The 24,177-nt window shown below is 61.9% G+C and carries 20 protein-coding genes; 5 read left to right on the top strand and 15 right to left on the bottom strand.

The window, feature by feature from the left end; translation table 11 throughout:
• Positions 1 to 167 precede the first annotated feature (167 nt).
• Positions 168 to 1,328 (top strand): porin, encoded by a 1,161-nt coding sequence (locus G3O01_RS19400; protein ID WP_205806747.1) that lies wholly within the window; start codon positions 168 to 170, stop codon positions 1,326 to 1,328.
• A gap of 162 nt (positions 1,329 to 1,490) precedes the next feature.
• On the opposite strand, the gene G3O01_RS19395 is transcribed toward G3O01_RS19400, so the two are convergent.
• Positions 1,491 to 2,345, bottom strand: coding sequence for a MipA/OmpV family protein (locus tag G3O01_RS19395; protein WP_241024088.1), 855 nt, complete (start codon positions 2,343 to 2,345; stop codon positions 1,491 to 1,493).
• A 509-nt stretch (positions 2,346 to 2,854) separates the two neighbouring features.
• Between G3O01_RS19395 and G3O01_RS19390 the strand changes: the two genes are divergently transcribed.
• Both G3O01_RS19390 and G3O01_RS19385 read left to right on the top strand, forming a co-directional pair.
• Entirely contained in the window at positions 2,855 to 3,472 is a 618-nt protein-coding gene (locus tag G3O01_RS19390) for a hypothetical protein (RefSeq protein WP_346779204.1), read from the top strand.
• Between the two features lie 81 nt (positions 3,473 to 3,553).
• Entirely contained in the window at positions 3,554 to 4,975 is a 1,422-nt protein-coding gene (locus G3O01_RS19385) for a heavy metal sensor histidine kinase (RefSeq protein ID WP_205806746.1), read from the top strand.
• Between the two features lie 62 nt (positions 4,976 to 5,037).
• Here the strand turns inward: G3O01_RS19385 and G3O01_RS19380 are convergent, their stop codons facing one another.
• The 6 genes from G3O01_RS19380 to G3O01_RS19355 all read right to left on the bottom strand — a co-directional run bounded on the left by G3O01_RS19380 (position 5,038) and on the right by G3O01_RS19355 (position 12,190).
• Positions 5,038 to 6,180 (bottom strand): substrate-binding domain-containing protein, encoded by a 1,143-nt coding sequence (locus G3O01_RS19380; protein ID WP_205806745.1) that lies wholly within the window; start codon positions 6,178 to 6,180, stop codon positions 5,038 to 5,040.
• Positions 6,181 to 6,296: 116 nt separating this feature from the next.
• Positions 6,297 to 7,295 carry an ABC transporter permease gene (locus G3O01_RS19375; protein WP_205806744.1) on the bottom strand — a complete coding sequence of 333 codons (999 nt, stop codon included), beginning with the start codon at positions 7,293 to 7,295 and terminating at the stop codon, positions 6,297 to 6,299.
• On the bottom strand, positions 7,292 to 8,899 hold the full coding sequence (locus tag G3O01_RS19370; protein ID WP_205806743.1) for a sugar ABC transporter ATP-binding protein: 1,608 nt from the start codon (positions 8,897 to 8,899) through the stop codon (positions 7,292 to 7,294). The genes G3O01_RS19375 and G3O01_RS19370 overlap by 4 nt, the downstream gene beginning before the upstream one ends.
• Positions 8,900 to 9,408: 509 nt before the next feature.
• Positions 9,409 to 10,284 carry a hypothetical protein gene (locus G3O01_RS19365; protein WP_205806742.1) on the bottom strand — a complete coding sequence of 292 codons (876 nt, stop codon included), beginning with the start codon at positions 10,282 to 10,284 and terminating at the stop codon, positions 9,409 to 9,411.
• A gap of 149 nt (positions 10,285 to 10,433) precedes the next feature.
• The gene (locus tag G3O01_RS19360) at positions 10,434 to 10,691 is read right to left on the bottom strand and encodes a hypothetical protein (protein WP_205806741.1); all 258 of its coding nucleotides are present in this window, start codon (positions 10,689 to 10,691) and stop codon (positions 10,434 to 10,436) included.
• 557 nt (positions 10,692 to 11,248) lie between these two features.
• Positions 11,249 to 12,190 carry a LysR family transcriptional regulator gene (locus G3O01_RS19355; RefSeq protein ID WP_205806740.1) on the bottom strand — a complete coding sequence of 314 codons (942 nt, stop codon included), beginning with the start codon at positions 12,188 to 12,190 and terminating at the stop codon, positions 11,249 to 11,251.
• Positions 12,191 to 12,542: 352 nt separating this feature from the next.
• Between G3O01_RS19355 and G3O01_RS19350 the strand changes: the two genes are divergently transcribed.
• The gene (locus G3O01_RS19350; RefSeq protein WP_205806739.1) at positions 12,543 to 13,313 is read left to right on the top strand and encodes a response regulator transcription factor; all 771 of its coding nucleotides are present in this window, start codon (positions 12,543 to 12,545) and stop codon (positions 13,311 to 13,313) included.
• Here the strand turns inward: G3O01_RS19350 and G3O01_RS19345 are convergent.
• The 7 genes from G3O01_RS19345 to G3O01_RS19315 all read right to left on the bottom strand — a co-directional run bounded on the left by G3O01_RS19345 (position 13,310) and on the right by G3O01_RS19315 (position 21,588).
• The gene (locus G3O01_RS19345) at positions 13,310 to 14,278 is read right to left on the bottom strand and encodes a quinone oxidoreductase (protein ID WP_205806738.1); all 969 of its coding nucleotides are present in this window, start codon (positions 14,276 to 14,278) and stop codon (positions 13,310 to 13,312) included. The two genes, G3O01_RS19350 and G3O01_RS19345, sit on opposite strands and share 4 nt — an antisense overlap.
• A gap of 16 nt (positions 14,279 to 14,294) precedes the next feature.
• Positions 14,295 to 15,035, bottom strand: coding sequence for an alpha/beta hydrolase (locus G3O01_RS19340; RefSeq protein ID WP_241024110.1), 741 nt, complete (start codon positions 15,033 to 15,035; stop codon positions 14,295 to 14,297).
• Positions 15,036 to 15,178: 143 nt separating this feature from the next.
• Positions 15,179 to 15,505, bottom strand: coding sequence for a DUF4148 domain-containing protein (locus G3O01_RS19335; protein WP_205806736.1), 327 nt, complete (start codon positions 15,503 to 15,505; stop codon positions 15,179 to 15,181).
• 306 nt (positions 15,506 to 15,811) lie between these two features.
• Positions 15,812 to 17,557 carry a cytochrome c biogenesis protein DipZ gene (locus G3O01_RS19330; RefSeq protein ID WP_205806735.1) on the bottom strand — a complete coding sequence of 582 codons (1,746 nt, stop codon included), beginning with the start codon at positions 17,555 to 17,557 and terminating at the stop codon, positions 15,812 to 15,814.
• A gap of 231 nt (positions 17,558 to 17,788) precedes the next feature.
• Positions 17,789 to 18,544, bottom strand: a complete 756-nt coding sequence (locus tag G3O01_RS19325) for a response regulator transcription factor (RefSeq protein WP_205806734.1) — start codon at positions 18,542 to 18,544, stop codon at positions 17,789 to 17,791.
• Positions 18,545 to 18,595: 51 nt separating this feature from the next.
• Positions 18,596 to 19,639, bottom strand: coding sequence for an alpha/beta hydrolase (locus tag G3O01_RS19320; protein WP_205806733.1), 1,044 nt, complete (start codon positions 19,637 to 19,639; stop codon positions 18,596 to 18,598).
• Positions 19,640 to 19,860: 221 nt separating this feature from the next.
• Positions 19,861 to 21,588: an FAD-dependent oxidoreductase gene (locus G3O01_RS19315; protein ID WP_205806732.1), complete on the bottom strand. Its 1,728-nt coding sequence runs from the start codon at positions 21,586 to 21,588 to the stop codon at positions 19,861 to 19,863.
• A gap of 343 nt (positions 21,589 to 21,931) precedes the next feature.
• Between G3O01_RS19315 and G3O01_RS19310 the strand changes: the two genes are divergently transcribed.
• Positions 21,932 to 23,203 carry an epoxide hydrolase gene (locus G3O01_RS19310; RefSeq protein ID WP_205806731.1) on the top strand — a complete coding sequence of 424 codons (1,272 nt, stop codon included), beginning with the start codon at positions 21,932 to 21,934 and terminating at the stop codon, positions 23,201 to 23,203.
• A 590-nt stretch (positions 23,204 to 23,793) separates the two neighbouring features.
• On the opposite strand, the gene G3O01_RS19305 is transcribed toward G3O01_RS19310, so the two are convergent.
• Entirely contained in the window at positions 23,794 to 24,138 is a 345-nt protein-coding gene (locus G3O01_RS19305) for a hypothetical protein (RefSeq protein WP_205806730.1), read from the bottom strand.
• Positions 24,139 to 24,177: the final 39 nt, after the last annotated feature.

Raw genomic sequence — 24,177 nt, 5'->3', positions numbered from 1 at the left:
AAGCAATATGGTCACTACGCAGTTTGAATTAGCGAACATATTGTTGTGGCGCGTTAAAGCGACACACTCCGAATCGATGGAAACTCAATGATCTGATTCGTCAGATCGCGATCGCTCGCGCTGTATCGGCGGTCGTGAGATTTCCATGTACTTTCGGAGCTTGAAGCATGAAAAGAAAAATTATTTCTGCCTGCGTGGTGGGCGTCTTTGCGATGAGCGCGCACGCGCAAAGCAGCGTGACCCTGTATGGCTCGATCGACGCAGGCATCACCTATGCGAATAACGTTGGCGGAAAGAGCGTCTGGCAGCAAGGCAGCGGCAACCTGTCGGATAACTATTTCGGTTTGCGTGGCGCCGAGGATCTCGGCGGCGGCCTGAAGGCCATCTTCACGATGGAAAGCGGCTTCGACATGAACAACGGCGGTTTTCATGGGAGCGACGATCTGTTCAACCGTCAGGCCTTTGTCGGGCTGAAGAGCGACCGCTATGGCGCCGTGACGCTGGGACGTCAATACGATTCGACCTCCGAGTATCTCGGGCCGCTTTCGGCGGCGGGCGCGGGATTCGGCAACAACCTCGCCGGTCACCCGTTCGACAACGACAATCTGGCGCAGACTTACTCGACAAAGAATGCCATCAAATACACCAGTCCGGATTACGCAGGCATCGAGTTCGGCGGCCTTTATGGCTTCAGCAACGACGCGAATGGCTTTACGAACGGCCGCTCGTGGAGTCTTGGCGCCAGGTATGGCACAGGTCCGCTGAAGGTTGCGGCGGGCTACACGCAGTCGAACAACTCGGGCGGTCTTGGTGCGGCAAACAGCGCAGCCTCCGCGAACCAGAATGTGTCGGCCAAGACGCAGCGCACTTATGGGCTCGGCGCAAGCTATGCGTTCGGTCCCGCACAGGTCGGGCTCGTCTGGACGCACTCGCAGATGGATGGTCTTGCAAGCCTGTCGAGCGGCGGTGCTGCGCTGCCGGGTCTCACGGGGATGAACCTGCATCTCGACAACTACGAAATCAACGGTACATACAATGTTGCGCCGGCGTTGGCGATCGTCAGTTCATACACGTTCACCGATGGCACGGTGACAGGCAACAGCAGCAACAATTCGCCGAAGTGGCATACGTTTGTTCTGGGCACCGACTATTCGCTCAGCAAGCGCACTGACGTGTATATGGCCGGTGTGTATCAGCATGCATCCGGCTCGCTTGGTTATAACGCGGACGGTAGCAGCATCGGGAACACGGCCTCCATCAATATGCTGTCTGCGTCGTCAACGACCAACCAGGTGGCGGCAACGATCGGTCTGCGTCACCGTTTCTGACCGTATAACACATGGGCAGGCAGCGCAATCCGCTGTCTGTCCTGTGATTGGGCTGAGAGCGTTGAAGGTGTGAGTGATGTGTGCAGGACTGAAGCTGGGCCGTCCCTGTACCGGAACGCGCCCATCATTGCCGGATGCTCGCCCCGGCATGCAACGTCTGAATCAGAAGCGGTACGCGAGACCTACAGAGCCAAATACGGCTGCCTTGTGTTCTACCACTGGGCTATCCGCTGCGTCCCCTACGAGGCTCGATACACCCAGCATCGCGGCGGTGCTCCAGTGCGGGTTGAGCTGGTGCGTCCACGTGACGCTGGCATCGACGCCCTTGATACCCGCCGAAGGCGAACACACGGGGAGCTTCGACTGGCTCGCGGCTGCTTCCTGATCGGTCACGCCGAAATAGGTGTTCATATAGTCTTCGTTGCCGAATGTCGCGCCGACGGCAAGATGAACCGTATTTTTCGGAGTCGACAGGGCCGTGTAGCCGCCTGCGAGCCGCATCTTCAGGCCATAGCCGCTGTGCGTCGCCTGCAGCACGTTGAATGAAGCGCGCCACTTGCCTTTATGCCAATCCACGAAGCCGCCGACGCGGGCGGTATTGGAAATGTCATGGGTGCCTGCAAGGCGGGGTGAATCGTCGGCATCGCGTCCAAAATCGAACTGTGCAATCAGGCCCGTCGAAAATCCGGCTCCAATCGGATAGCGTATTCCCGCTGAAAGACCGGAAACAAACAGAAGGCCGTTGTCGTAAGCGAATATGGGCAATGGAATGGCACGATACGACGCCGCGCCTTCATATTTCGGCATGACGTTGATCTGTGCGCCGAGCGAGGCCTCGGCAGAGTAGGCCGATTCGAATGCAGTCGCTGTTGCTGCGCCAATGGCTAGCGCCGCTGCGATGCGGATATGTCGCATGAGTAATTCCTTGAATGATCGACCTGCTGGCGAGGTCGGACTCTGATGCGTGGCCAATAGGGTTATGGCGAACGCCTGAGTGAATGGACGACCCAGGATCAAGGGTGTCCGGGAATTCTCAATCTACATTTCTTGCGGGAAATAGCCGTCGCGAATTGGTCACGTTTCGCTTAACGAATAAATAGAATGGACGTAATTTAAGTTGAATCAATAAAGAGATTTATCCATCTATCTGAAGAAGATGATCGTGGTAAAAATGATCTGGTCGACGTTATCGGTAAGGCACTGAGAATGACCTATTTCGATGTACTCAATCGCACGGCTCGGGCAATCCCGCTTCTTTTGATCGATCGAGATCTCTGGCATTCGCTGCGCATGCACGCCACCGCGTTGACGGTGGACGTTTGCGCACTCTTGGGTCGCATTGGCGCGATTCTCCTTTTCCCCGTCGCGGTACCCATTCTTCCGACGCTAATCGTGGTGTCCGTCCGTCGCGATGGTCGCGACGAGAAGAGCAATTCAAGTGCAATCGAGCCTACGTGGAGTGACATTCACATCGCAGACTCTGATCTGCCTCGGCAAAAGAATCCGTTTAGAACAGGAGAATGCGGATGATGAAAGCGGTAAGTCTGGCAGTGGCAACAGTCGTAAGCCTGAGCATGGCGCTCACGGCAAACGCGCAGAACGATCAGGCGGCGTCGGGTACACAACAGCAATCCGCGCTTGCAGGCAGGGTGCAGGCGCTGGTCGCCAATGCGCCTCCTGTTCGGATCAAGTCAAAGATCTCGTACATCGATCCCGATTCACGCATCATTACGTTGCACGGGCCTCAAGGTAACGACATCGATGTAGCGATCGGTCCGCAAGTTGTGAACTTCGATCAGTTGCGCGTGGGCGATGACGTCGAAGTACTCTACAAGAATGCGCTGCTGGTATCGGCTGACAAGGTTGCGGGCGCAGAAAAGGGGATTCGCGAACGCGTCGATTCCAACGTATTTCAGTCGACGTCGTCGGGATACAGTGCGGCCCGTCAGGTCGAGGTTCAGGCCACCGTGTTGAGTATCGATGCAAGAAAGCGCGAGGTGCGGCTTCGAGGCGCGTACAGGGCGGCCACGTTGGCAGTCGGCCCCGATCTGGACCTCAACACACTCAAGGTGGGCGACACCGTGCACGCCGTTTTTGTATCGGCATACGCAACGAAGGTAACGCCCGTCAACGCGAGCCGATAAACGTCTGTTCCATGCGGTGGTCTGAACCGGGCATGTTGGGTGACGGGCTGCCGCCAGACGAACGGAATAACGGCGGAATCAATGAACAATCGATTGTTGCCCCGAACCTTGGGGGCGAGGTTGACCGCGCTCATCTTTCTCTCCACGTCGGTCATTCTGGCGCTCAGCGGCGCGGCGCTCTATGAAGCATTGCGCAGCCGTATGGCGGCAGCCACAGCGGGGCATATGGAAACGACGCTTGAAGCGTTGCAAGCCGACCTCGCGACCGTGCGCACGGCAGCCGATATCGTGAACGATGACCACATCTGGATCGATCAGATGCAAGGCCATCAGAACATGGATATGGCCATCTACGATGCGGCTGGGAACCTTCTCGTCAGCACTGGCGGATTCAGGCCGTTCGTCTGTCCACGTCACATGTCGATGCATCGCGCGAAGCTTGCATTCAACGCGGCTGACTCGAATATCCGCTATCTGACGGCACTGACGCAACTTGGTAGCGCAGAGGGTGTGGTTGTCCGCGTCGTGGTTCAGTACGACCGGTCCGACAACGTCGCATCGCTGCGCGCTCATGCGTGGACAATTGCGCTTATCGAAGTCGTAGGCGTAGGGGTCGCGGCCGCGTTCGCCTATGCGATTGCGATGTTCGGACTCAGCCCCTTGCGACGTTTCGTTTCCTATGCGGAGGACATGTCGTCGAGCAGGCTCGCGCAACCGTTGTCGGGGTTTGGCACATCGGGAGAATTAAAAGAACTGGAACAGGCCTTCAATGGCATGTTGCAACGACTGAATGATTCGTTCACGCGCCTTGGCCAGTTCTCGTCGAATCTCGCGCACGACATGCGCACGCCATTGACGAATCTGCAGGCGGCGGCACAGGTGGCGTTATCGCAGCCGCGCAGCGCGGGCGAGTACCGCGATGTCATCGAGTCGAGTGTGGAAGAGTATCGGCGGCTTTCCGTCATGATCGAAGACATGCTCTTCCTCGCGAGGTCGGAGAAGGCGCATGCGTTCGTCAAGGTTCGCCGGCTCGATGCTGTGATGGAAGCGGAACGGGTTACGGGGTACTACGAGCCCATGGCGTCGGAAGCCGGTGTGACAATACAGGTGACTGGGCGCGCGCAGGTTTGCGCGGATCTGCTGCTGTATCAGCGTGCGTTGAGCAATCTGGTTTCGAATGCGCTGACGCATGCGCCGCGCGGGACGACTATTTTTGTCGAGTGCCGCAAGGTGGGCGACGCAACAGAAGTGGCTGTCACGGATTTTGGTGTTGGCATAGAAGGGCAACACCTCGAACGGATCTTCGAGCGGTTTTACCGCGTCGATCCTTCGCGGCACAATCCGGCGTCGGGAACAGGGCTTGGACTGGCGATCGTGAAATCGATCATGGAGAGCCACGGCGGCCAATGCGGCGCGCAAAGCCGGCCGGGTGTGCGCACGACGTTCTGGCTGCGCTTTCCTGAGACGCAGGCAACATGCCACTCGTGCGAACCGGCCCAATAGAAAAGAGCGAAGCCCACGAAGACTTCGCTCCTCCCACGCTCATGCATCAACGCATCACGCGATCAACCGCAGGCAGGCGCGGCCTTCTTGCATGCATCGGCGAGTTGCGGCGGCGGATCCTTCTTGAACACCGTCTTGTACGATTCGAGCACATTCGACTGCACGACGGGCAGCGACTGCACACCAATCCACGCAGGCGGCGTCTGGCCGATCAGCGCCTTCATCATCGCCATTGCTTCCGCCACGCCCTGATCGTACGGACGCTGCGAGCCCGTCGCTTTCAACGGTCCGCCCTTGGCGATTTCGATCGCCGATTCAAGCCCGAGGTCCACCGTCGTCACAGGCGTATTGATGCCCTGCGCGCGCATCGACGTGAGCGTGTCGAGTGCGGGCTGGTCCCATACGGCGAACACGCCCTTGACATCGGGGTTGGCAGTGAGGAAGTCGCCCGCGATCTGACCGACTTTCGACGGGTCCGTGAAAGCGACCTGCTTGATCTTGATGTCGGGGCGATTCTTCTTCAGCCACTCGTTGACCGCCTTCGTGCGCTCCGTCGTGCTGAAGTAATCGACACCGAAGTTCACGAGACCGACCGTGCCGCCCTTTGGCACGCACGACGCGAGTACTTTCGCCGCAATCTGGCCGTTGCCTTCGCTGTCGGCCGACACCATCGCCGAGTACTGTTCAGGATGCTTGAGGCCCGTCGGCACGTTGTCCATGAACACGAGCTTGATGCCCGCCTGCGAGACCTTCTTGTAGGTCGCAGCCGTTGCCGTGCCGTCGACGGGAATCGAAATGATGCCGTCGGGGTGACGCTGGATCGTGTTCTCGATGTCGGCGATCTGCTTGTCGACCTGATACTCGGCCGACGCCGTGCCGATCACTTCCACGCCGTACTTCTTCAGCGTATCGGTGATGCCCGCCACCTGCAGTTGCGACCAGTCGAGGTTCATGGTTTGCATCGAAATGCCGACCTTGAACTTGCCCGCCTTGACCTTCGCGGCTTCGGCATCCGTCAGCTTGACGGCATCGGCGGACGATGCCTTCTCGCCATTCGGCCCCTGTCCGACGATGCCCGCCGGTCCAATCGATTTCGCAGGCAGGCTCGTGCATGCCTGCGCAAATGCCTGCGAACAGCACATGGCCAGCGCAGTCGCCGCCACGACACTCGCCAGCTTCGCTGCTGATCCACGACGATCGTTCATGTTTTCCTCCGTTGGTCGTGATGTACTGCGTCTCCTGCCGTTTTTGGAATTGCCCTTCGTGGCTTCTTGCGCAACGTCGCATGCGCGAGAAACCGGATGACTCTCACACGCGATGCTCACTTGCGGGTGAATGCGACTGCCGCGACGATAATGACGCCCTTGATGACGAGTTGCAGCGACGAGCTCACGCCGAGCAGCACGAGGCCGTTATTCAGCGTGCCGATGATGAGACTGCCGAGCAGCGTGCCGAGAATGAAGCCGCGTCCGCCGAACAGACTGCAGCCGCCCAGCGTGACGGAAGCGATCACGTCGAGTTCCATGCCTTGCACGACATCGGGCCGCGCCGCATGCGAACGCGCGGACAGCACGAGTGCGGCGAGACCGGCGAGCACGCCCGTCAGCACGAACGCGAGTGTCGTCACGCGGCGGATATTGATGCCCGAATAGAGCGCGGCAGTGGGGTTGCCGCCCGCTGCGTAGATCTGACGGCCGAACACGCTGTAGTGCAAGAGCAGAATGCCGCCGATCACGGCGAGCAGCGTCCAAAGAATCGGCACGGGCACGCCCGCAATGTCGCCTTCGCCGAAGATCGCGATGAAGTGGTCGTTGGTGATGATTTCGGGGCGCGTGGTCGTGACCATCAGCGCCAGGCCGCGCGCCGCGCTCAGCGTGCCGAGCGTGACGAGGAACGAGGGAATGTTCAGGCGCGTCGTGACGAAACCGTTGATCGCGCCGACGATGGCACCCGTGCCGATCCCCGCGATCGCGCCGACGATCCAGCTATCGCTGATGTGCGACATGGCGAGCGCCGCCGACATGCCCGACAACGCGAGTGCCGATCCCACGGAAAGATCGATCTGCCGCGCAATGATCACGAACGTCATGCCGATCGCGATGATCGACACGAGTGCCGTTTGCCGGCCGATATTGAGGAAGTTGTCGATCGACAGGAACCACGGCGACGCGAAGCTGAACACCACCAGCAGAATCGCAAACGCGATGTACAGCATGTACGGGCGGTCGCCCTGCAGCAGACGCCGCGCAATGCGCCACGCGCGGCTATGGCGCTGGACGGTCTGTTGCCCGGCGGGCATCGGCGAAACTGACTCGTTCATGTTGCAAGCTCTTCGGTAGGCCGGGGAAGTTGAATGAGATGGTGCAGTTCTTCTGCGGTGCGCAGTTCGGCGCGCCCGACGGTGCGCACGATGGAGCCGTCCACCACGATCGAAATGCGGTCGCACAGCCGCAACAGTTCGTCGAGATCCGACGACACCACGACGACGCCCGTGCCCGCGCGCGCCGCGTCGTGCACCACGCCGTAGATCTCTTCACGCGCACCGACATCGACGCCGACGGTCGGTTCGTCGAGCAGCAGCACTTTGGGCCGCGGATGGTTCCATTTGGCGAACACGACTTTCTGCTGGTTGCCGCCGGAGAGAAACTTCACATGCGTCGAAGCGTCGGGCGCTTTCACGGATAGCTGCTTCATCGCGACCTGCGCCTGTTGCGCCGCTGCTTGCGCGCGCAACCATCCGCCGCGCGAAAACTGCGGCAGACGCGGCAAGGTCAGATTGCGTTCGATCGAATGATCGAGCACGAGCCCTTGCAGATGACGGTCTTCCGGCACGAGCGCGACGCCGCGCTGAATGGCATCGGCGGGGCGGCGCGCGGCGAGCGGCTGGCCGTCGAGTTCGATTGCGCCGGTGTGAATCGGCAAGAGGCCGAAGATGGTCTGCAGGATCTCCGTTCGGCCACTGCCGATCAGTCCGGCAAGACCGTGCACTTCACCCTTGCGCACGCCGAAGTTCACGCCGTGAAGGCGCGCATTGCTCACATTCGACAACGTCAGTACGTGGTCATCGCGTGCGTTTTCCGCTGCGGTTCGTTCGTTCGAGTTTGGCGCGGATTGCGCTGCCGCGCCCGTGGCGCTTTCCTGTCTCGCCTGCATGGCCGCATGACGCGGGCCGACGATGGCCGCGACCAGTTGCTTCATGTCGGTCTCGGCGGTGGCGAAATGGCCGGCGTTGGCGCCGTCGCGGAACACGGTCACGCGCTGCGAAATGCGGAATACCTCGTTTAGCCGGTGCGTCACGTAGATCACGCCGACGCCGCGCGCCGTCACCGTGCGGATCGCGTCGAACAGAATCTGTTCTTCGCCGCCCGTCAATGCGGAGGTCGGTTCGTCGAGAATCAACACGCGGACGTCGCCCATCAGCGCCTTGCAGATCTCCGTCATCTGGCGATATGCGAACGGCAGCGAATCGACGGGGACGCGTGGATCGAGGGGAATATTGTGCTCGCGCAGAAAAGCACTGACCTGCGCCATCAGTTCGCGCTTCCTGACGAAGCCGAGCCGGGTGCGCGGCTCGCGTCCCAGCATCAGATTGGAAGCGACGGACAGCGATTCGACGAGGCTCAGGTCCTGGTAGACAACCGCGACGCCGGCTTCGCGCGACTTTGCCGGCGATTCGAACGCGACCTTCTGGCCGGCGATCTCGATCGAGCCTTCGTCGTACGCGTGCACGCCGCTCAGTATCTTGATGAGGGTGGATTTGCCCGCGCCGTTTTCGCCGAGCAGCGCGTGGACTTCGCCAGGCAGAACCTCCAGATTGACGCCGCGCAGCGCCTGCACGCCACCGAATTTCTTGGTGACGCCTGCAACACGGATCAATGGCACTCGAGGCGATGAAGCGGCCGCGACCGCAACCGGCTCACTCATCCTGATGTCTCCTTCGTCGGTATGACGAATTCTTATGGTTCGCGATCGGGTCGCGCTGTGTGTTGTGATCTTCGCATCACGTAAATGATGCGTCAATAACATTTAGCCCTGATCTGGCCGGGTGATGGCGAGCAATTTGAAACAATCATAGCGGTATTTGTGATGATCGTATCGTTTTGCTGGATTGACGATGTACGGTCGCACTCGGCATCGTGCCGCGCAGCGGTCAGCTATAGGGAGAGCCTTGCTCCGACTTGAGTGAACTTCTAGCGGTGCGGCATGCAGAGCGCGATCGCGACGTATGGCGCGGGCGATCGGCAACGGAAGGAAAGGGCGTGTTGCCCGGACGGCGCACGACAAGCCGGATGAAAACTTTCCGGCGCCGCACGCCGAAAAATGGCGACGACTATCTGGCGCGAATCGAGACGGGCGTGGACTGGGCAGCGCATCATGCGCGCAAGGGCAAAAGCGTCCTTGCCGCGCAATCTGTTCGAGCGTTTATCTCAGGTTCAGTAGTAGAGCCAGCGGCCATACTCCGGCGACCAGTACCACCGGCCAGCATATGGCGCAGGCTGCTGATAGGCGTCGACCCATGCACCGGACGGCGCGTAGTAGCCGTAAGGACGGGTCGCCACATAGGTAGGCCGCTGCACATAGCCATATGCCTGCGACGGTGGCGGCATCGGTGCGGGTGGCGGCGCGTACTGTGCGCGCGGCCTCGTGTACTGCGGTCCCGTCGAGTAGACCTGGGCGGCGCGCGGTGCCGGGGCGTCGTACGCATCGTCATCGGCCAGTTCGTCGGCGGACACGGCGTCCTGCTGCGGCACACGTTGCGCGGTCCGTCCGTAATCCGCGTTCCGTGCCTGCGCTTTGGGGCGTTGCACCGGCTGGTAGTTTTGCGGCGCGTCGGTGTCTGTCGAGTCGTCGGTTGCCACGGCTACGGGACGACGGGCAACGGGCTGCGGTTGTGGCTGCGCGACGCGAGCCGCTTCTGGCGCGGGAGCCTGTGCGCTTTGCTGTTCCGGCAACGGCTTCGCCGTGACGGGCACTTCCTGCACGGTTTCGATCTCGCTTGCGTCGCTGTAGACGTGCTTGATATCGAGGATGGGCTTGCGAGCCGTGGCAGCTGCCGTCTTTTGCGGGGATGGCGATGCGGGTGCGGCGGTCGCTGTCGGGGGAGGCGTGGCGGGGGCTGCGCCCTTCGACGCTGCCTCGCGGGCGAGTTCCTGTTTTGCCGCCTGGTAGCCGCGATCGTAAGCCGCCTTGACTTCCCGATTCTGGGCGTCGGCGTCATCGGCGGCGTTGTACGCGTGGGACGATGCCGAAACCAGACAGCCCGTGGCGAGACACGCGCCGGCCAACGTCTGCCTCAAGGTTGTGTCCATGAGGCCTCCCTTTATGGTTATTGATGGGCAATCGTACAACGTATAAAGCGTCGCGGAAACGCCTGTCATCGCGCTACGTGCGCTTGCTAACCGTTGCCACGATCGCGTGCGTTCGCAATGAAACCCGACACGCGATCACCGTGCAAAAATTACGGCCGACTCCAGACCTGCTTCCAGCACATGAGGAACGTGCCGCCGGCGTCTCTCGATACCGCGCCTTCTGTCCCGCAGGCCGTACCGGGCAGCGCCGGGCCGAACTGGGCGACTTCGCGATCCGCGTCGGCGAGTGCGGCGGCGGGCACCCGGCCCCAGATGGACAGGCTGGCCAGTACGCCGGCACAGCCGACCAGAACAATAAGCAAACGTTTAACTTTGGTGGTGCGGTAGGTCATGAATTCGAATGACATGGAAAGCCTCGTCGAACGGGGGCGTATGAGCGCTCTTATCGGCACCGGACGACGAAAGAATAGAGCCCTGAACAAATATTTTTTTCGGGCCGGATTATACGGATAAATCCGGACGAATCGGAGCCCGTCGGCATCATACGCTTCGACAGACTCCGTACCGCGTTTGAATCCGTTTTTGAATCCGTTTTCGACACACTGAACGCCTGGCGAAAGCCGGACAACCATACCTTCTTCCCTTCAAAGCTTTCCGTTGCCTGAATAAACCAGGCGCCCGATTCGCCGAATGAAAAGCAAACGTGGTCGCAGTGCGACTGTGTTGCCGCCGTTTGCGGAGCAGGTGCTGAGACAACGAGTGGCCGCGCATGCGGCCGGTTAGTGTGGAGTGTGAGGCTAGAAAAGCGTCGGCGTGCGCCAATGCAATGAATGGCGGACGCGTTACCAGGCAGTCGTGTTTGTGCTCGATGTCGGCGGACATGCGCAGAAGCGGTGCACGAAAGTCCGCGCAAGGCTGACTTCGTGAGTCGGCCACGGTTAAAGGCCTTCAGGCGGCTAATTGCTCAGGTCGCCGCACTGGCAACACCGGCATTCGCTGTCGAAAACATTGAAAGCCGTTCTTGAATCCATTTGAGTAATTCCAGCGGGCCCGGCGTGAGCGGACGGCTTGTCTTCACGAGCAGGCGCGCATGCGTGTTCTGGAAAAGCGGGTGATCGACGGGCACGGTCGTCAGCTCGCCGCTGGCCACTTCGCGTTGCGCCGCGAACTCGCCGATCAGCGTGACGAAGTTCTCCGTCGCGACCATGCGCTTGAGCACGGCGAGCGAGTTGGTCGTCATGGCCGGCTGGATCTGCATGCCTTCCGCGATTTCCAGCATCTTCACCGCATGCCCGATGCCGTACGTCTGCGGCATCAATGCAAGCGGGAACGCGCGCAGATCATGAACGGTGGCGGGGCGCTTGCGCTTCGCGAGCGGATGCTCGCGGCGCAATAGCAGCACGGCCCGCTGCACCGAGCTCGCCAGACACTCGACGCGCGAATGCGGCGGCGGATTGTAAGCCAGCCCGATGTGCGCACGGCTCTGCGCCAGATCTTCGACAATACCGTCGCGCGCCAGCATGCTCATCTCGATGGTGAGCGCCGGATACTTCGCGCAAAACGGCGCGAGCACTTCTTCGGTCAAGGTGTCGATGAAGCCTTCGCTGACGGCAAGCTGCACGCGTCCGTGACGCAGCCCGCGAAACGCGTGCAACTGGTCTTCGAGTCGTTCCTGCTGCGACTGGCAGCCGTCCCAGAACTCGAGCAGATGCGCGGCGGGTTCCGTCGGCCGCACGCCCTTGGCGCCGCGCTCGAACAGGGCGACGCCGAGTTCGTCTTCCAGCAGCCGGATCTGCCGCGTGATGACGGACGGGGAGGTGTTCATCTCGTCGGCGGCGCCGCGAATCGAGCCTTGCGTGAGTACCGCCTGGAAGTATCTAAGGCGCTGGTGATTGATTGTTCGCATCGTTGTCAGACCCATCGAAGCCCGAGTGTTGCCCGAGTGTTGCCCACAGGGCAACGGAGCGTGAGCACAGTTGCTGTTGTGTCAACGATGCGTTCCTGCCACCATGCGCGACACATTGGCCTGCACCCTGTGGTCCGCGCGACGCCTGTCGACGGTGTTCATTTGAACAGCAGGATGTATCCGTCGCATGTCGCGACCTGGCGCGTACGCAACGTTTTGTATCGGCAGATATCGGCACTTGTCCGACACTTATCCGGCACCTGTCGGCCGGATACATGCGCGTACGAATCCGTCGATACCGCGTCGGTGCGCGCCGCAAGCAGAGCCTGTCGCCGTAGCCGTTGAACCTGTCATGAAGAAGCTCGAACACGTCCTGATCGTCGATGACGATCGTGAGATCCGCGAACTCGTCGCCGTCTATCTGGAACGCAACAGCATGCGTGTGTCGCACGCGGCGCATGGGCGCGACATGCGCGCGGCGCTGGGGCGCGACACGCCCGACCTCATCGTCCTCGACGTGAGCTTGCCCGATACGGACGGCCTGTCGCTGTGCCGCGAGTTGCGCGCGGGCGAATTTCACGCGATTCCCGTCGTGATGCTGTCCGCGCGTCACGACGAAGCGGACCGCATCGTCGGGCTCGAGATGGGCGCCGACGACTACATGGCCAAGCCGTTTGCGATCCGCGAATTGCTGGCGCGCATTCGCGCCGTCCTGCGCCGCACGCACATGCTGCCGCCCGGCATGCAGGTCGCGGAGTCGGCCACGGTGCTGCGCTTCGGCGACTGGAGGCTCGAAACGGCGGCGCGCCGTCTGCTCGATGCCGACGGCGAGGTCGTCGCGCTGAGCGGTGCCGAGTACCGGCTGCTGCGCGTGTTCCTCGATCATCCGAACCGCGTGCTGACGCGCGACCAGTTGCTGAACCTGACACAGGGACGGCACGCCGACCTGCTCGACCGTTCGATCGATCTGCTCGTGAGCCGCGTGCGTCAGCGGCTGCAGGACGGCGTGCGCGACGGGCGCTACATCAAGACGCTGCGCAACGAAGGCTATCTGTTCTCGGCCGCAGTGACGGTGGAAGAAAGCCATATGTCGTCCATGCCGATGTCGGGTTGCATCGCTTAGGGAATCAGCAACAGCTTGCCCGTGGTCCGGCGGCTTTCCATGTCGGCGTGCGCCCGCGCGGCATCCGCGAGCGGATAGACGCCGCCGATTTTCACATCGAGCATGCCGGCGATGATCCAGTCGAACAGCTGCTTTGCGCGCGTGCGCAGCAGGGCGGGCGTCGGGATGTGATCGGCGAACGTTGCGTAGCCGATCTTGATGCTCTTCGGCAGGCTCATGATGTTGAGCGGTCCCGACGCGCCGAGCACGGGTCCATACCAGCAGAACGTGCCCGAGCGCCGCAGCGACGCCAGCGAGCCCTGAAAGGTCGCCGGTCCCGAACCGTCGTAGACGACATGCACGCCTTCGCCGTCGGTGAGCCGCATCACTTCGTCGGCGAAGCGGCCTTGCGTATCGACGATCACGTGATCGGCGCCTGCTTGCCGCGCGGCGTCGATCTTGTCTTCGTGCGACACGCGGCCGATCACCATGCCGCCGCGCAGCTTGATGATCTGCGTGAGCAGCAGGCCGAGCCCGCCCGCCGCCGCGTGCACCAGCGCGATGTCGCCCTGGCGCACGGGATAGAAGTCGGTCGCGAAGTGGCTGGCCGTGAGGCCCTGCATCATCACGGCGGCAGCGGTGGTGTGATCGATCGCGTCGGGAATCGGCACGAGCGACGCCGCGGGCAGCGCGATACGCTGCGCGTAGCTGCCGGGCGCATAGACCCACGCGACGCGCTGGCCGGGCCGGAATTCCGTGACGTCGTCGCCGACACAGACCACGCGTCCCGCGCCTTCGACGCCCAGCGGCTTCGGATTGGCCACCGTCGACCAGATACCGCCGCGCCGCACGCCGATGTCCATGAAATTGACGCCTGCGGCATCCACTTCGACGACGGCTTCACCCGGCCCGGCAACAGGATCGCTGTGCTCGACCAGCCGAAGCTTCTCCGGTCCCCCAGGACCGTCCATCACGATCGTCTTCATCGGGAGCGTTCCTGCGTCAGTGCGCGTTGCGTGCCGCTGCGAGAATCGCGTTGGCGACGGCTTGCGGCTGGCTCAGCATCGCGACGTGGCTCGCGTCGACGTGCGTCACTTTGGCGTTGATCTCAGTGGCCATCTTTCGCTGAAGATGCGGGTCGATCATCTTGTCGCGGCCGGGAATCACGAAGTACGACGGCTTTTCGTGCCAGGCGGCTTGCGTGACCTTGTCGTTCGCGCAGCCGGAAAACCACGGACCTTGCGTCGCGGCGACGATGCGCTGCTGGCCTGCGGGGAGGTCAAGCGCGAAGTCGTCGCGCACGGCCTTGTCCGACAGCGTCAGATAGCCCGCTGCATCCTTTTGCAACTCGTTCGCCCACGCGGGCGCCTTCATGCCTTGCGTGATGTCGGCAATCGACTGGTTGGCGTCGGGTGCGAACGCCGCGACGTAGACGAGCGACTTGACCTTGTCGTCATTGCCCGCCTGGCTGATGACGACGCCGCCCCACGAATGGCCCACCAGCACCACAGGGCCTGTCTGCTGATCGATCACGCGCTTCGTGGCGGCTACATCATCAGCGAGTGAGCTAAGCGGATTCTGCACGGCGACGACATGCGCGCCATGCGCTTCGAGTAACGGGATCACACGGTTCCAGCTCGAGCCGTCGGCGAACGCGCCGTGCACGAGCACGATGTTCGTGCCTTTGAGGTCGTCTTGCGCGGCTGCATGCGCGCCCTGCAACGCAACGAGTCCGCACAGCATCGTGGCGAACGCGAGGATGGTCCTGAAGCTTCTTTTCATTTGTATTGCCCCTGAGTACCGCGTTATGTGTGAGTGCTGCTACAGGAAGGACTGCTGCGTTGCGAAGCGCGTCGGCGCCAGTTCGCAACGCAGCTGCGGCGCGCTTACGAGTGCGCGTAGATCGGGCCGAGGCCGATCACGTCCTGCTGCGGGGCAGGCGTCTGCGCGGCGTCGTGACGTGCGCCCGCATTCGATTGACCTGCTGCGACGCCGCCATACGACGCACCCTTTTCAGCCTGGATACGCGACAGCGCGGCTTCGATGTTCTTCGGGTATTGCGTGTTGTCGCTCGCCGGGTTGTAGCCGGCCTGTTGCAACTGGACCAGTTCGGCGCGCACCTGGGCACGGGTGACGGGCTGGTTCGACTGCGCGAACGACACAGCGGGAGCGGCGATCAAGGCTGCAACGATGAGGGATTGAACGAGTTTCATGAGCTTTCTCCAGTAGATGAATAACCTGCGTTGATGTCATTCCGGGCGGACGTCGATTCTTTGTTGTCCGTTCAGTCGCACTGTCATGAATCAACCTTGCGTGTCGTTATTTGAACCCGCTCACGTATCTGGCGTGTTTCCAGAACGTGCCGGAATGTAAGCCAGTTTTTCTCGATCGACGCCAGATACATTGAGGTACAAACCGGCTTTGCGAATTGCATTGGGCGCCTTATCGGGCTTCGCAATTGCAAACGCCACTGCGCCGCGAAAGCGCAGTGGCGTTGCCTGAAACGCTGTGTTTCCGTGTCAGCCGAACGTGAACGAGAAAGCCTGTACGCCGGGATCGAGGAATTCGATCGTGAAGGTCCGGTCGCGCACGTCGCCTTGCTGGCGCACGAGCTGATACAGACGGGCGCTCGTCACCACGCCGCTGCCATCGGGTGCGACGTCGGCGCCGTGTGAGTCGCCGGGTGCCGCGCCGTCGATCGTCACGCGAAAGCGTACGGGCTTGCCATTCGCCGACGGTCCGAGCACGAGATGCAGGTCGCGTGCATGAAAGCGGTACGCGATGCGTCCATGCGCTTCGTCCACCACGGCCGCTTCGCCGCCTACGATCCACTTGCCGCCGAATGCCCAGCTATTGAGGCGCAACTGCGCAGGCACCGTGTACGTGGCGACATCGTCGGGGCGGATGTCTTGCGGCGATGCGAAGCCGCGCGCCTGCTGATAACCCACATACGTCTCGCCCGATTCGACGTTCGACGAATCCGCCGCTGCCTGCGCGCCCGCACCGCTGATGGGCGGCAGATCGCGCGTCTGCATCGCATGGCCCGACTCGGCGAGCAACTGCTGGATCACTTTCTCGGCTTCCCCATAGCCGCCTTCGCCGAAGTGGTGATAACGGATGCGGCCCTGTGCATCGACGATATAGAACGCAGGCCAGTACTGGTTGCCGAACGCCTGCCAGATCTTGTAGTCGTTATCGATCGCGACGGGGTAGTGGATGCCGAGGTCGCCCACGGCGCGCTTCACATTCGACGGATCGTGCTCGAATGCGAACTCCGGCGTATGCACGCCGACCACCATGAGCCCGTCGTTGCGATAACGGTCCGACCACGTCTTCAGATACGGCAGCGTGCGCAGGCAGTTGATGCACGAGTACGTCCAGAAGTTGACGACGGTGACCTTGCCGCGCAGCGCGTCGGCCGTGAGCGGCGGCGAGTTGAGCCAGCCTTGCGCGCCATCGAGCGAAGGCAGTTGGCCTTCGACAGGCAGCGCCGACGGCGCCTTCACACTGACGCGCTGGATACGCGGCTGTTGCGCGGCGTTGGCGGACAGCAGCCCGACCAGCCGGTTCTCGACACCTGTAGTCGACGCCGACGGCACATGCGCGAGCGCACGCGTGTCGAAGCCGAAGCCGATGGCGGTCACGGTGAGCAGCACCAGTGCGCCCATTGCGCGGCGCACGCGCTCGCCGAGACCGAGCGAACGCTTGAGGCCGTCGAGCGCCCGCTTGCCGAGACCCGACACGACAGCGAGCGAGCTGGCCGCGCCGAACGCGTACGCCGTCAACGCGGCGGCCGTGGTCCAGTTCGCGCCATGCAGCGCCGCGCCCGTGAGGATCAGGCCGAGAATCGGACCGGCGCAAGGCGCCCACAACAGGCCGGTGGCAATGCCGAGCAGCAACGCCGAGCCGACCTGAAAGCGCGTGCCGCGTGCATTCGACAACGCGGCGACGCGATTGCCGATCCCGAAGAACGGACGCGACAGGCGCGCGGACAGCGCGGGAAACAGCAACGACGCACCGAACACGCCGAACAGCGCGAGCGACACCCAGCGTCCGTAGTGATTCAGTTGCGCAGCGCCGCTCAAACCCGCAATGCCGACGCCCGTGACGAGCGCGAACGTGAGCGCGAGGCCGACCAGCAGCGGCAGGCGGCCCGTCGCGAACGGCTTGTCGGAGCGCGCGAACACGAACGGCACGACGGGCAGGATACAGGGGCTCAGGATGGTGAGCACCCCGCCCAGAAACGCGATGACGATGAGTAACATGAAATCGACCTCCTGATGCAAAGCGGTGGGTTCTGCACGCGCGGCTCGATCACGCGCGTGCCCTTGTGACGGATTTAAGCCCGCACATGTATCCGGCGAATGTCTGGAGGGTGGGGTTTGCGTATCGCGATGTATCGGCGGGCGCGCCGGATACATGGCGATACATAGGGAACGGGAAGGAGCGGTCTTCTCTTCGTGAGCCGATGCTAGAGGCGAGTCATGCGGGCAGCATCATGCATGCTGCCGTTCGCGCACATCGTCGACAGCCTTGACCGCCGATGAAAACACATAGCCTTCGTTGCGCAGCGTCTTGATGTAGCGCGGCACGCGGGCGACATCGCCGAGCCGTTGCCGCAGACGGCTGACGAGCAGATCGATCGAACGGTCGAACGGTTCGGCATTGCGCCGTTGCGTCAGGTTGAGCAACTGGTCGCGCGTCAGCACGCGGTTCGGATGATCGAGGAACACGCGCAACAGCCGGTATTCCGCGCCGCTCAGCGCCACCGCGGAGTCGTCCGTATCGAGCAGATGGCGCGCGGTCGTATCGAGCCGCCAGTCGCCGAAACTCAGCATCTCCGACGACTCCGCGACCAGCATGCCCGGCGGCAGCATGCGCGTACGGCGCAGCACCGCGCGGATGCGCGCGAGCAGTTCGCGCACGGCGACCGGCTTGGACAGGTAATCGTCCGCGCCCATCTCCAGGCCGATGATGCGGTCCATCTCGTCGCAATGCTCGGTCAGCATCATGATGGGCACGGCACGATGCCGGCCCGAGCGCAGCCAGCGGCACAGCGCGAGGCCGTCTTCGCCGGGCAGCATCACGTCGAGCAGGATCACATCGGGCGTATCGCGGTCGAGTACGGCATGCATCTCGCGCCCGCTCGACGCGAGCGTTACCCGCATGCCGTTTTTCTCGAGATAGCTGGCGACGAACTCGCGCATGCCGCGGTCCTCGTCGACGATCAGAACGTGGTCGGGTTTGTCCATGATGTCAGCTCGAGCGCGAGGAGTCGCGGGTCATGGTTGAACGCATCGTGATCAAAGGCGGACGACTTGCATGACGGCTTCGGCGAAGGCCTGCGGCGCTTCCTGCGGCAGGTTGTGGCCGATGCCGCCGCTCACGTTGCGGTGCTGGTACTTGCCCGTGAACATCTTCGCGTACGCGGACGGATCCGGATGCGGCGCGCCGTTCGCATCGCCTTCCATCGTGATGGTCGGCACGGAGATGGTGGGCAGCGCGGCGAGACGCTGTTCGAGTTCGTCGTATTGCGCTTCGCCTTGCACGAGACCCAGACGCCAGCGGTAGTTGTGAATCACGACAGCTACGTGATCGGGGTTGTTGAAAGAGGCTGCGGTGCGCTGATAGGTCGAATCGTCGAAACGCCATTTCGGCGAGGCGAGTTGCCAGATCAGCTTGTTGAAGTCGTTGCGGTTGGCGGCGTAGCCGAGTTCGCCGCGCTCGGTGGCGAAGTAGAACTGATACCACCATGCGAATTCGGCTTTCGGCGGCAAGGGCTTGCGGTTCGCTTCCTGGCTGCCGATCAGATAGCCGCTCACCGAGACCAGCGCCTTGCAGCGCTGCGGCCACAGTGCAGCGATGATGCACGCGGTGCGCGCGCCCCAGTCGAACGCGCCGAAGATCGCCTGATCGATCTTCAATGCGTCCATCAACGCGATGATGTCGACGGCGACGACGGCCTGCTGGCCGTTGCGCGGCGTTTCGTTGGAGAGAAAGCGCGTCGAGCCGTAGCCGCGCAGATAAGGCACGATCACGCGATAGCCCGCGGCCGCGAGAATCGGCGCGACATCGACGAATGCGTAGATGTCGTATGGCCAGCCGTGCAGCAGGATCACGGGCTGTCCGTCCTTCGGGCCTGTGTCGACGTAGCCGATGTTCAGCGTGCCCGCGTCGATCTGCTCGATGGCATCGAACGAGGTATGGTGCGCCGCTTTCCTTGCGCCATGCGCGCTCTTCGTGCCTTGTGCATGTGCGAAGTTGCCGAGGCCCAGGCCGAGCAGGCCAAGGCCTGCCGCAGACGTCCCGATCAGGTGCCGGCGGCGTTGATTCACCGTGTCTTGCATGTGCGTGCTCCTTTTATTCATCCAGATTTTCTTGTCAGAGTCGTTCGGTCAGTGACCGGTCATCGCTTGAATACATCGATGTGCAAAGAGTAGTCTGCGGGTCGCATGTGATCCATACAATCTGCAGCTAGCCAGTTGATGCAAAGGGATGGGCGACCGCATACGATCGTATAGGGTCGGCCCGTGTCAGGCCCGATATGTGCCCGATATGCGGGATGTGCTCACGCGACAGTCGGCGTGGCGCTCAGAAACTGATGAATCTCCGCGACGACGGCCGCACCGTCGCCCACCGCCGCCGCGACGCGTTTGGCCGATGCATTGCGCACGTCGCCGATCGCAAACACGCCGGGCACGTTGGTCTGCAGCGCGAAGCACGCGGTGTCGGCACGCACGCCCGCCGCGAGCCCCGTCTTGACGAAGCCGCGCTCGTCGATATCGACGCTGCAATCGCGCAGCCATTGCGTGTTCGGGCTCGCGCCGGTGAACAGGAACAGGTGCCGCGTATCGAACACCCGCTCGCCTTGCGGCGTATTACATGTGACGGCTTCGAGTCCCCACTGGTCGCTGCGCACCGAAGCGACAACCGTGCGCGTATGGAGCACCACGTTACCCAGCGACGCAATGCGGTCGATCAGATAGCGCGACATGCTCGCGTCGAGACTGTCGCCGCGAATCAGCATATGGACACGGCTTGCGTGCGAGGACAGAAACACGGCCGCCTGTCCCGCCGAGTTGCCGCCGCCGACCAGCACGACTTCCGCGCCACGGCACAACCGGCCTTCAATCGACGAGGCCCAGTAGTACACGCCGCGCCCAGCCACTTCGTCGAGTCCTTCGATGTCGGGCCTTCGATACGCCGCGCCCGTCGCGATCACGACCGTGCGCGACGAGATGCGCTGGCCGCCTTCCAGTTCGAGTTGCAGCGGCGCCTGTGCGCAATCGAGCCGGTCGATGCGCGTCGGCATCACGACTTCCGCGCCGAACTTCACCGCCTGTGCGAATGCGTTCGCCGCGAGTTCGCGGCCCGAGACGCCCGTCGAGAAGCCGAGGTAGTTCTCGATGCGTGCGCTTGCGCCGGCCTGTCCGCCGGGGCCGTGGCTATCGAACACGATCACCGAGAGTCCTTCGGACGCCGCATACACGGCGGCCGCGAGACCGGCCGGCCCTGCGCCGACCACGGCGACGTCATACGTGCGCGCCGAATCGAGTTCGGGCAGCAGGCCAAGGCGCGCGGCGAGTTCGCGTTCATCGGGGTCGCGCAGCAGCGTGCCGTCGGCGAGCATCACGACAGGCACGTCGTTATACGGAACGCCCCATTCTTCGAGCAGCGCACGGATGTCGGAGTCGGTCGCGGGATCGGCCACGGAGTACGGATGACCGAGCCGATGCAACAGCCCTTCGAGCGCGAGCAGCTTCATATCGCACGAACGTCCGATCAGCACCGGGCCGGCGCCTTCGCGCACGAGACCGAAACGGCGTAGCACGAGCGATCGCATGATCCGTTCACCAAGATGCGCTTCGGCGACGAGCATCTCGCGTATCTGCTCGGGCGGAATCATCAATGCCTGAACGTCGTCGAGCGCGAGGCCGTCGGCCAGCGCGGGCTTGCCCGTGAGTTGCGCGACTTCGCCAAGAAACTGGCCTGCACCGAGTTCGACGATGGTCTGCGAGCGGCCGAGCCCGTCGCGCCGCGACAGCCTTGCACGTCCGCTCAATAGCACGCGCATGCCGAGGCCGGGGTCGCCGATGCGGAACATCACGTCACCCGCACGCCAATGTTCAATGATGCCGAAGCGCATCATCTTTTCGATGTCGGCGGTGCTGAAGCGCGGGTAGCGATCGTCGGCGGATGCGCTCTTCGAAGCTGCAACGGAATCCGGTTGCGGTTGCGGGCGGGCAGGGCCGTTACCTGTTGGCGGGTCTTCGCTGTCGTGTCGATGCTGACTCATCGGATTCCTTTGTTTGCATGCGCGCCGGCATAATCGCGTTGCGCGAGGGCAGGGTCAATCCAAACGAAAGTATGATAGTCACGCGCGCCTATCGCCAAACCTTCTTTTATTTTCCGGCTATTCGCTCGCGCGTCTTCAGGTTATTCATATTGTTCTAGCCGCTTTAACGCGTGCCTGTTACGAACAGGTACACCGCGGACAAACGCGAGATACATTCGTCCTTTCTAATGAGTGGACGCTTCGGGCCATTTGCCTCGCAAGCGGGTCAAGCATTGCATCTCACATCTTCGTGCATGGTTGCATGCACATCGATGCCCACTCCTTGGAAACAGGATGACAAAGCATGTCTTCAACTCCGTTCTCGCCGATGCGGCGTAACGTGCTGACGGCCGCCGCCGCGGCCGGCGCATTCGCGCTCTTTCCCGAAGTGCTGTATGCCGCGACCAATGCGGACGCGATTCGCCCGTTCAAGGCTCATATTCCCGATAGCGATCTCGCCGATTTACGTCAGCGTCTTGCGAGAACGCGCTGGCCGGGCAAGGAAACGGTCGCCGACGAATCGCAGGGCGTGCCGCTCGCGCGCATGCAGCAGCTCGTTCAATACTGGGGCAGCGAATATGACTGGCGAAAGGGCGAAGCGAAGCTGAACGCGTTGCCGATGTTCGTGACGGAGATCGATGGGCTGGATATCCAGTTCATTCATGTGCGCTCGCGGCACAAGAACGCGATGCCGATGATCATGACGCACGGCTGGCCCGGCTCGATCTTCGAGCTGATCAAGGCGATCGGCCCGCTGACCGACCCGACCGCCTATGGCGCGAGCGCCGACGATGCCTTCCACGTGGTCGTGCCGTCGCTGCCCGGCTTCGGCTTTTCGGGCAAGCCGACGCAGCCGGGCTGGGGCTCGGATCACATCGCGCGGGCGTGGGGCGTGCTGATGGAGCGACTTGGCTATACGCGTTTCGTGTCGCAAGGCGGCGATTGCGGATCGGTTGTATCGCACCGCATGGCGATGCAGCACGTGAAGGGTTTGATCGGCATTCATGTGAACATGCCTGCGACGGTGCCGCCCGATATTGCGCGATTGCTGGCGTTGGACGCGCCTGCGCCTGCTGGCCTGTCGGCGAAGGAGAAGGCCGCGTACGAGAAGCTTGCTGTGTTCTATCGCGACAACTGCGGTTATTCGGCGATGATGGTGACTCGCCCGCAGACGGTGGGCTATGCGCTTGCCGATTCGCCTGTCGGCCAGGCGGCATGGATGTACGACAAGATATCGCAGTGGACGTATAGCGGCGGTGTGCCTGAGCGGTCACTGACGCGGGATGAGATTCTTGACGATATCTCGCTGTACTGGCTGACGGATAGTGCGACTTCGTCGGCGCAGATTTATTGGGAAGATCATTCGAATAACTTCAATGCTGTTGATATTGCGTTGCCTACGGCTATTACAGTGTTTCCTGGTGAGATCTATCAGGCGCCGCAGAGTTGGGCTGAGCGTAGTTATCACAATCTGATTTACTTCAACGAAGTTGATAAGGGTGGGCATTTTGCGGCATGGGAGGAGCCTTTGTTGTTTGCACAGGAAGTGCGGGCTGGGTTTAGATCGTTGCGGTGAGGTGTTGTTGGTTTGTGGTTTGGTTTTGTTTTCGCTCGCATCCGCGCTGGTTTGGTTTGCCTGTGTTTTTGCTGGCATCCGCGATTTGTTACTGGTGCTTCACGCGTTGCCCCTGTGCGGGGCGGCACTTACTTTCTTTGCCGCCGCAAAGAAAGTAAGCAAAGAAAGCGGGCTAACACCGCCCGCTCTTGACCACCGCCTGAGGGCCCCCAACAGTTCCTCCGCTTCACACGGCGTTCTGTCATTCAATGCCCGTTGCCAGCGCCTTGAACAGGCGCCTCACCCGCTTCAAGCACCCGCAGCGCAGCCAGCGACAGCGAATGGTTTGCGCCGCCCAGGTGGCAAACTGTGTGTAGGTCGTAGTGCTCCACACCTCAGCGCTTCTACGACACCGATCGTGTTTTTCAGTCCGGAGTGAAGTGCATACGGCGCGACAGCCTACACACAGTTTGCCGCTATAGAACGCGCGCAATTCGACAACGCGTGCGGTGACGCGGGAGTGTGAAGCGGGTGATGAGCCAATTCGAAGCGTTGGTAACGGGTGGTGACTGAGAAGTTGCCGTGTGAAGGAGAGGACCCGTTGGGGGCCCTCAGGCAGTAACAAGAGCTTGCGGTGTTAGCCCGCTTTCTTTGCTTACTTTCTTTGCGGCGGCAAAGAAAGTAAGTGCCGCCCCGCACAGGGGCAACGCGTGAACAAGGCAAAACATCACGCGGATGCCAGCAAAAACACAGGCAAACCAAACCAAACCAAACCAAACCAAACCAAACCAAACCAAACCAAACCAAACCAAACCAAACCAAACCAAACCAAACCAAACCAAACCAAACCAAACCAAACCAGCGTCGCAAGACAACCCAGAGTAAATGCCGCGCCGCGCAGGCGCCACACGAATGCGAACAAAATATGAGACACGCATCACATACAACCAAAACACCCAAAGACTCGCGATACAGTACCGTGCCCGCCACACGCT

The sequence above is a fragment of the Burkholderia sp. Ac-20365 genome, from assembly GCF_017104715.1.
In the GTDB taxonomy this organism is placed as follows: domain Bacteria; phylum Pseudomonadota; class Gammaproteobacteria; order Burkholderiales; family Burkholderiaceae; genus Paraburkholderia.
Note: the sequence above shows the minus strand (reverse complement) of the source record. Positions and strands in the feature narration are given on the sequence as shown.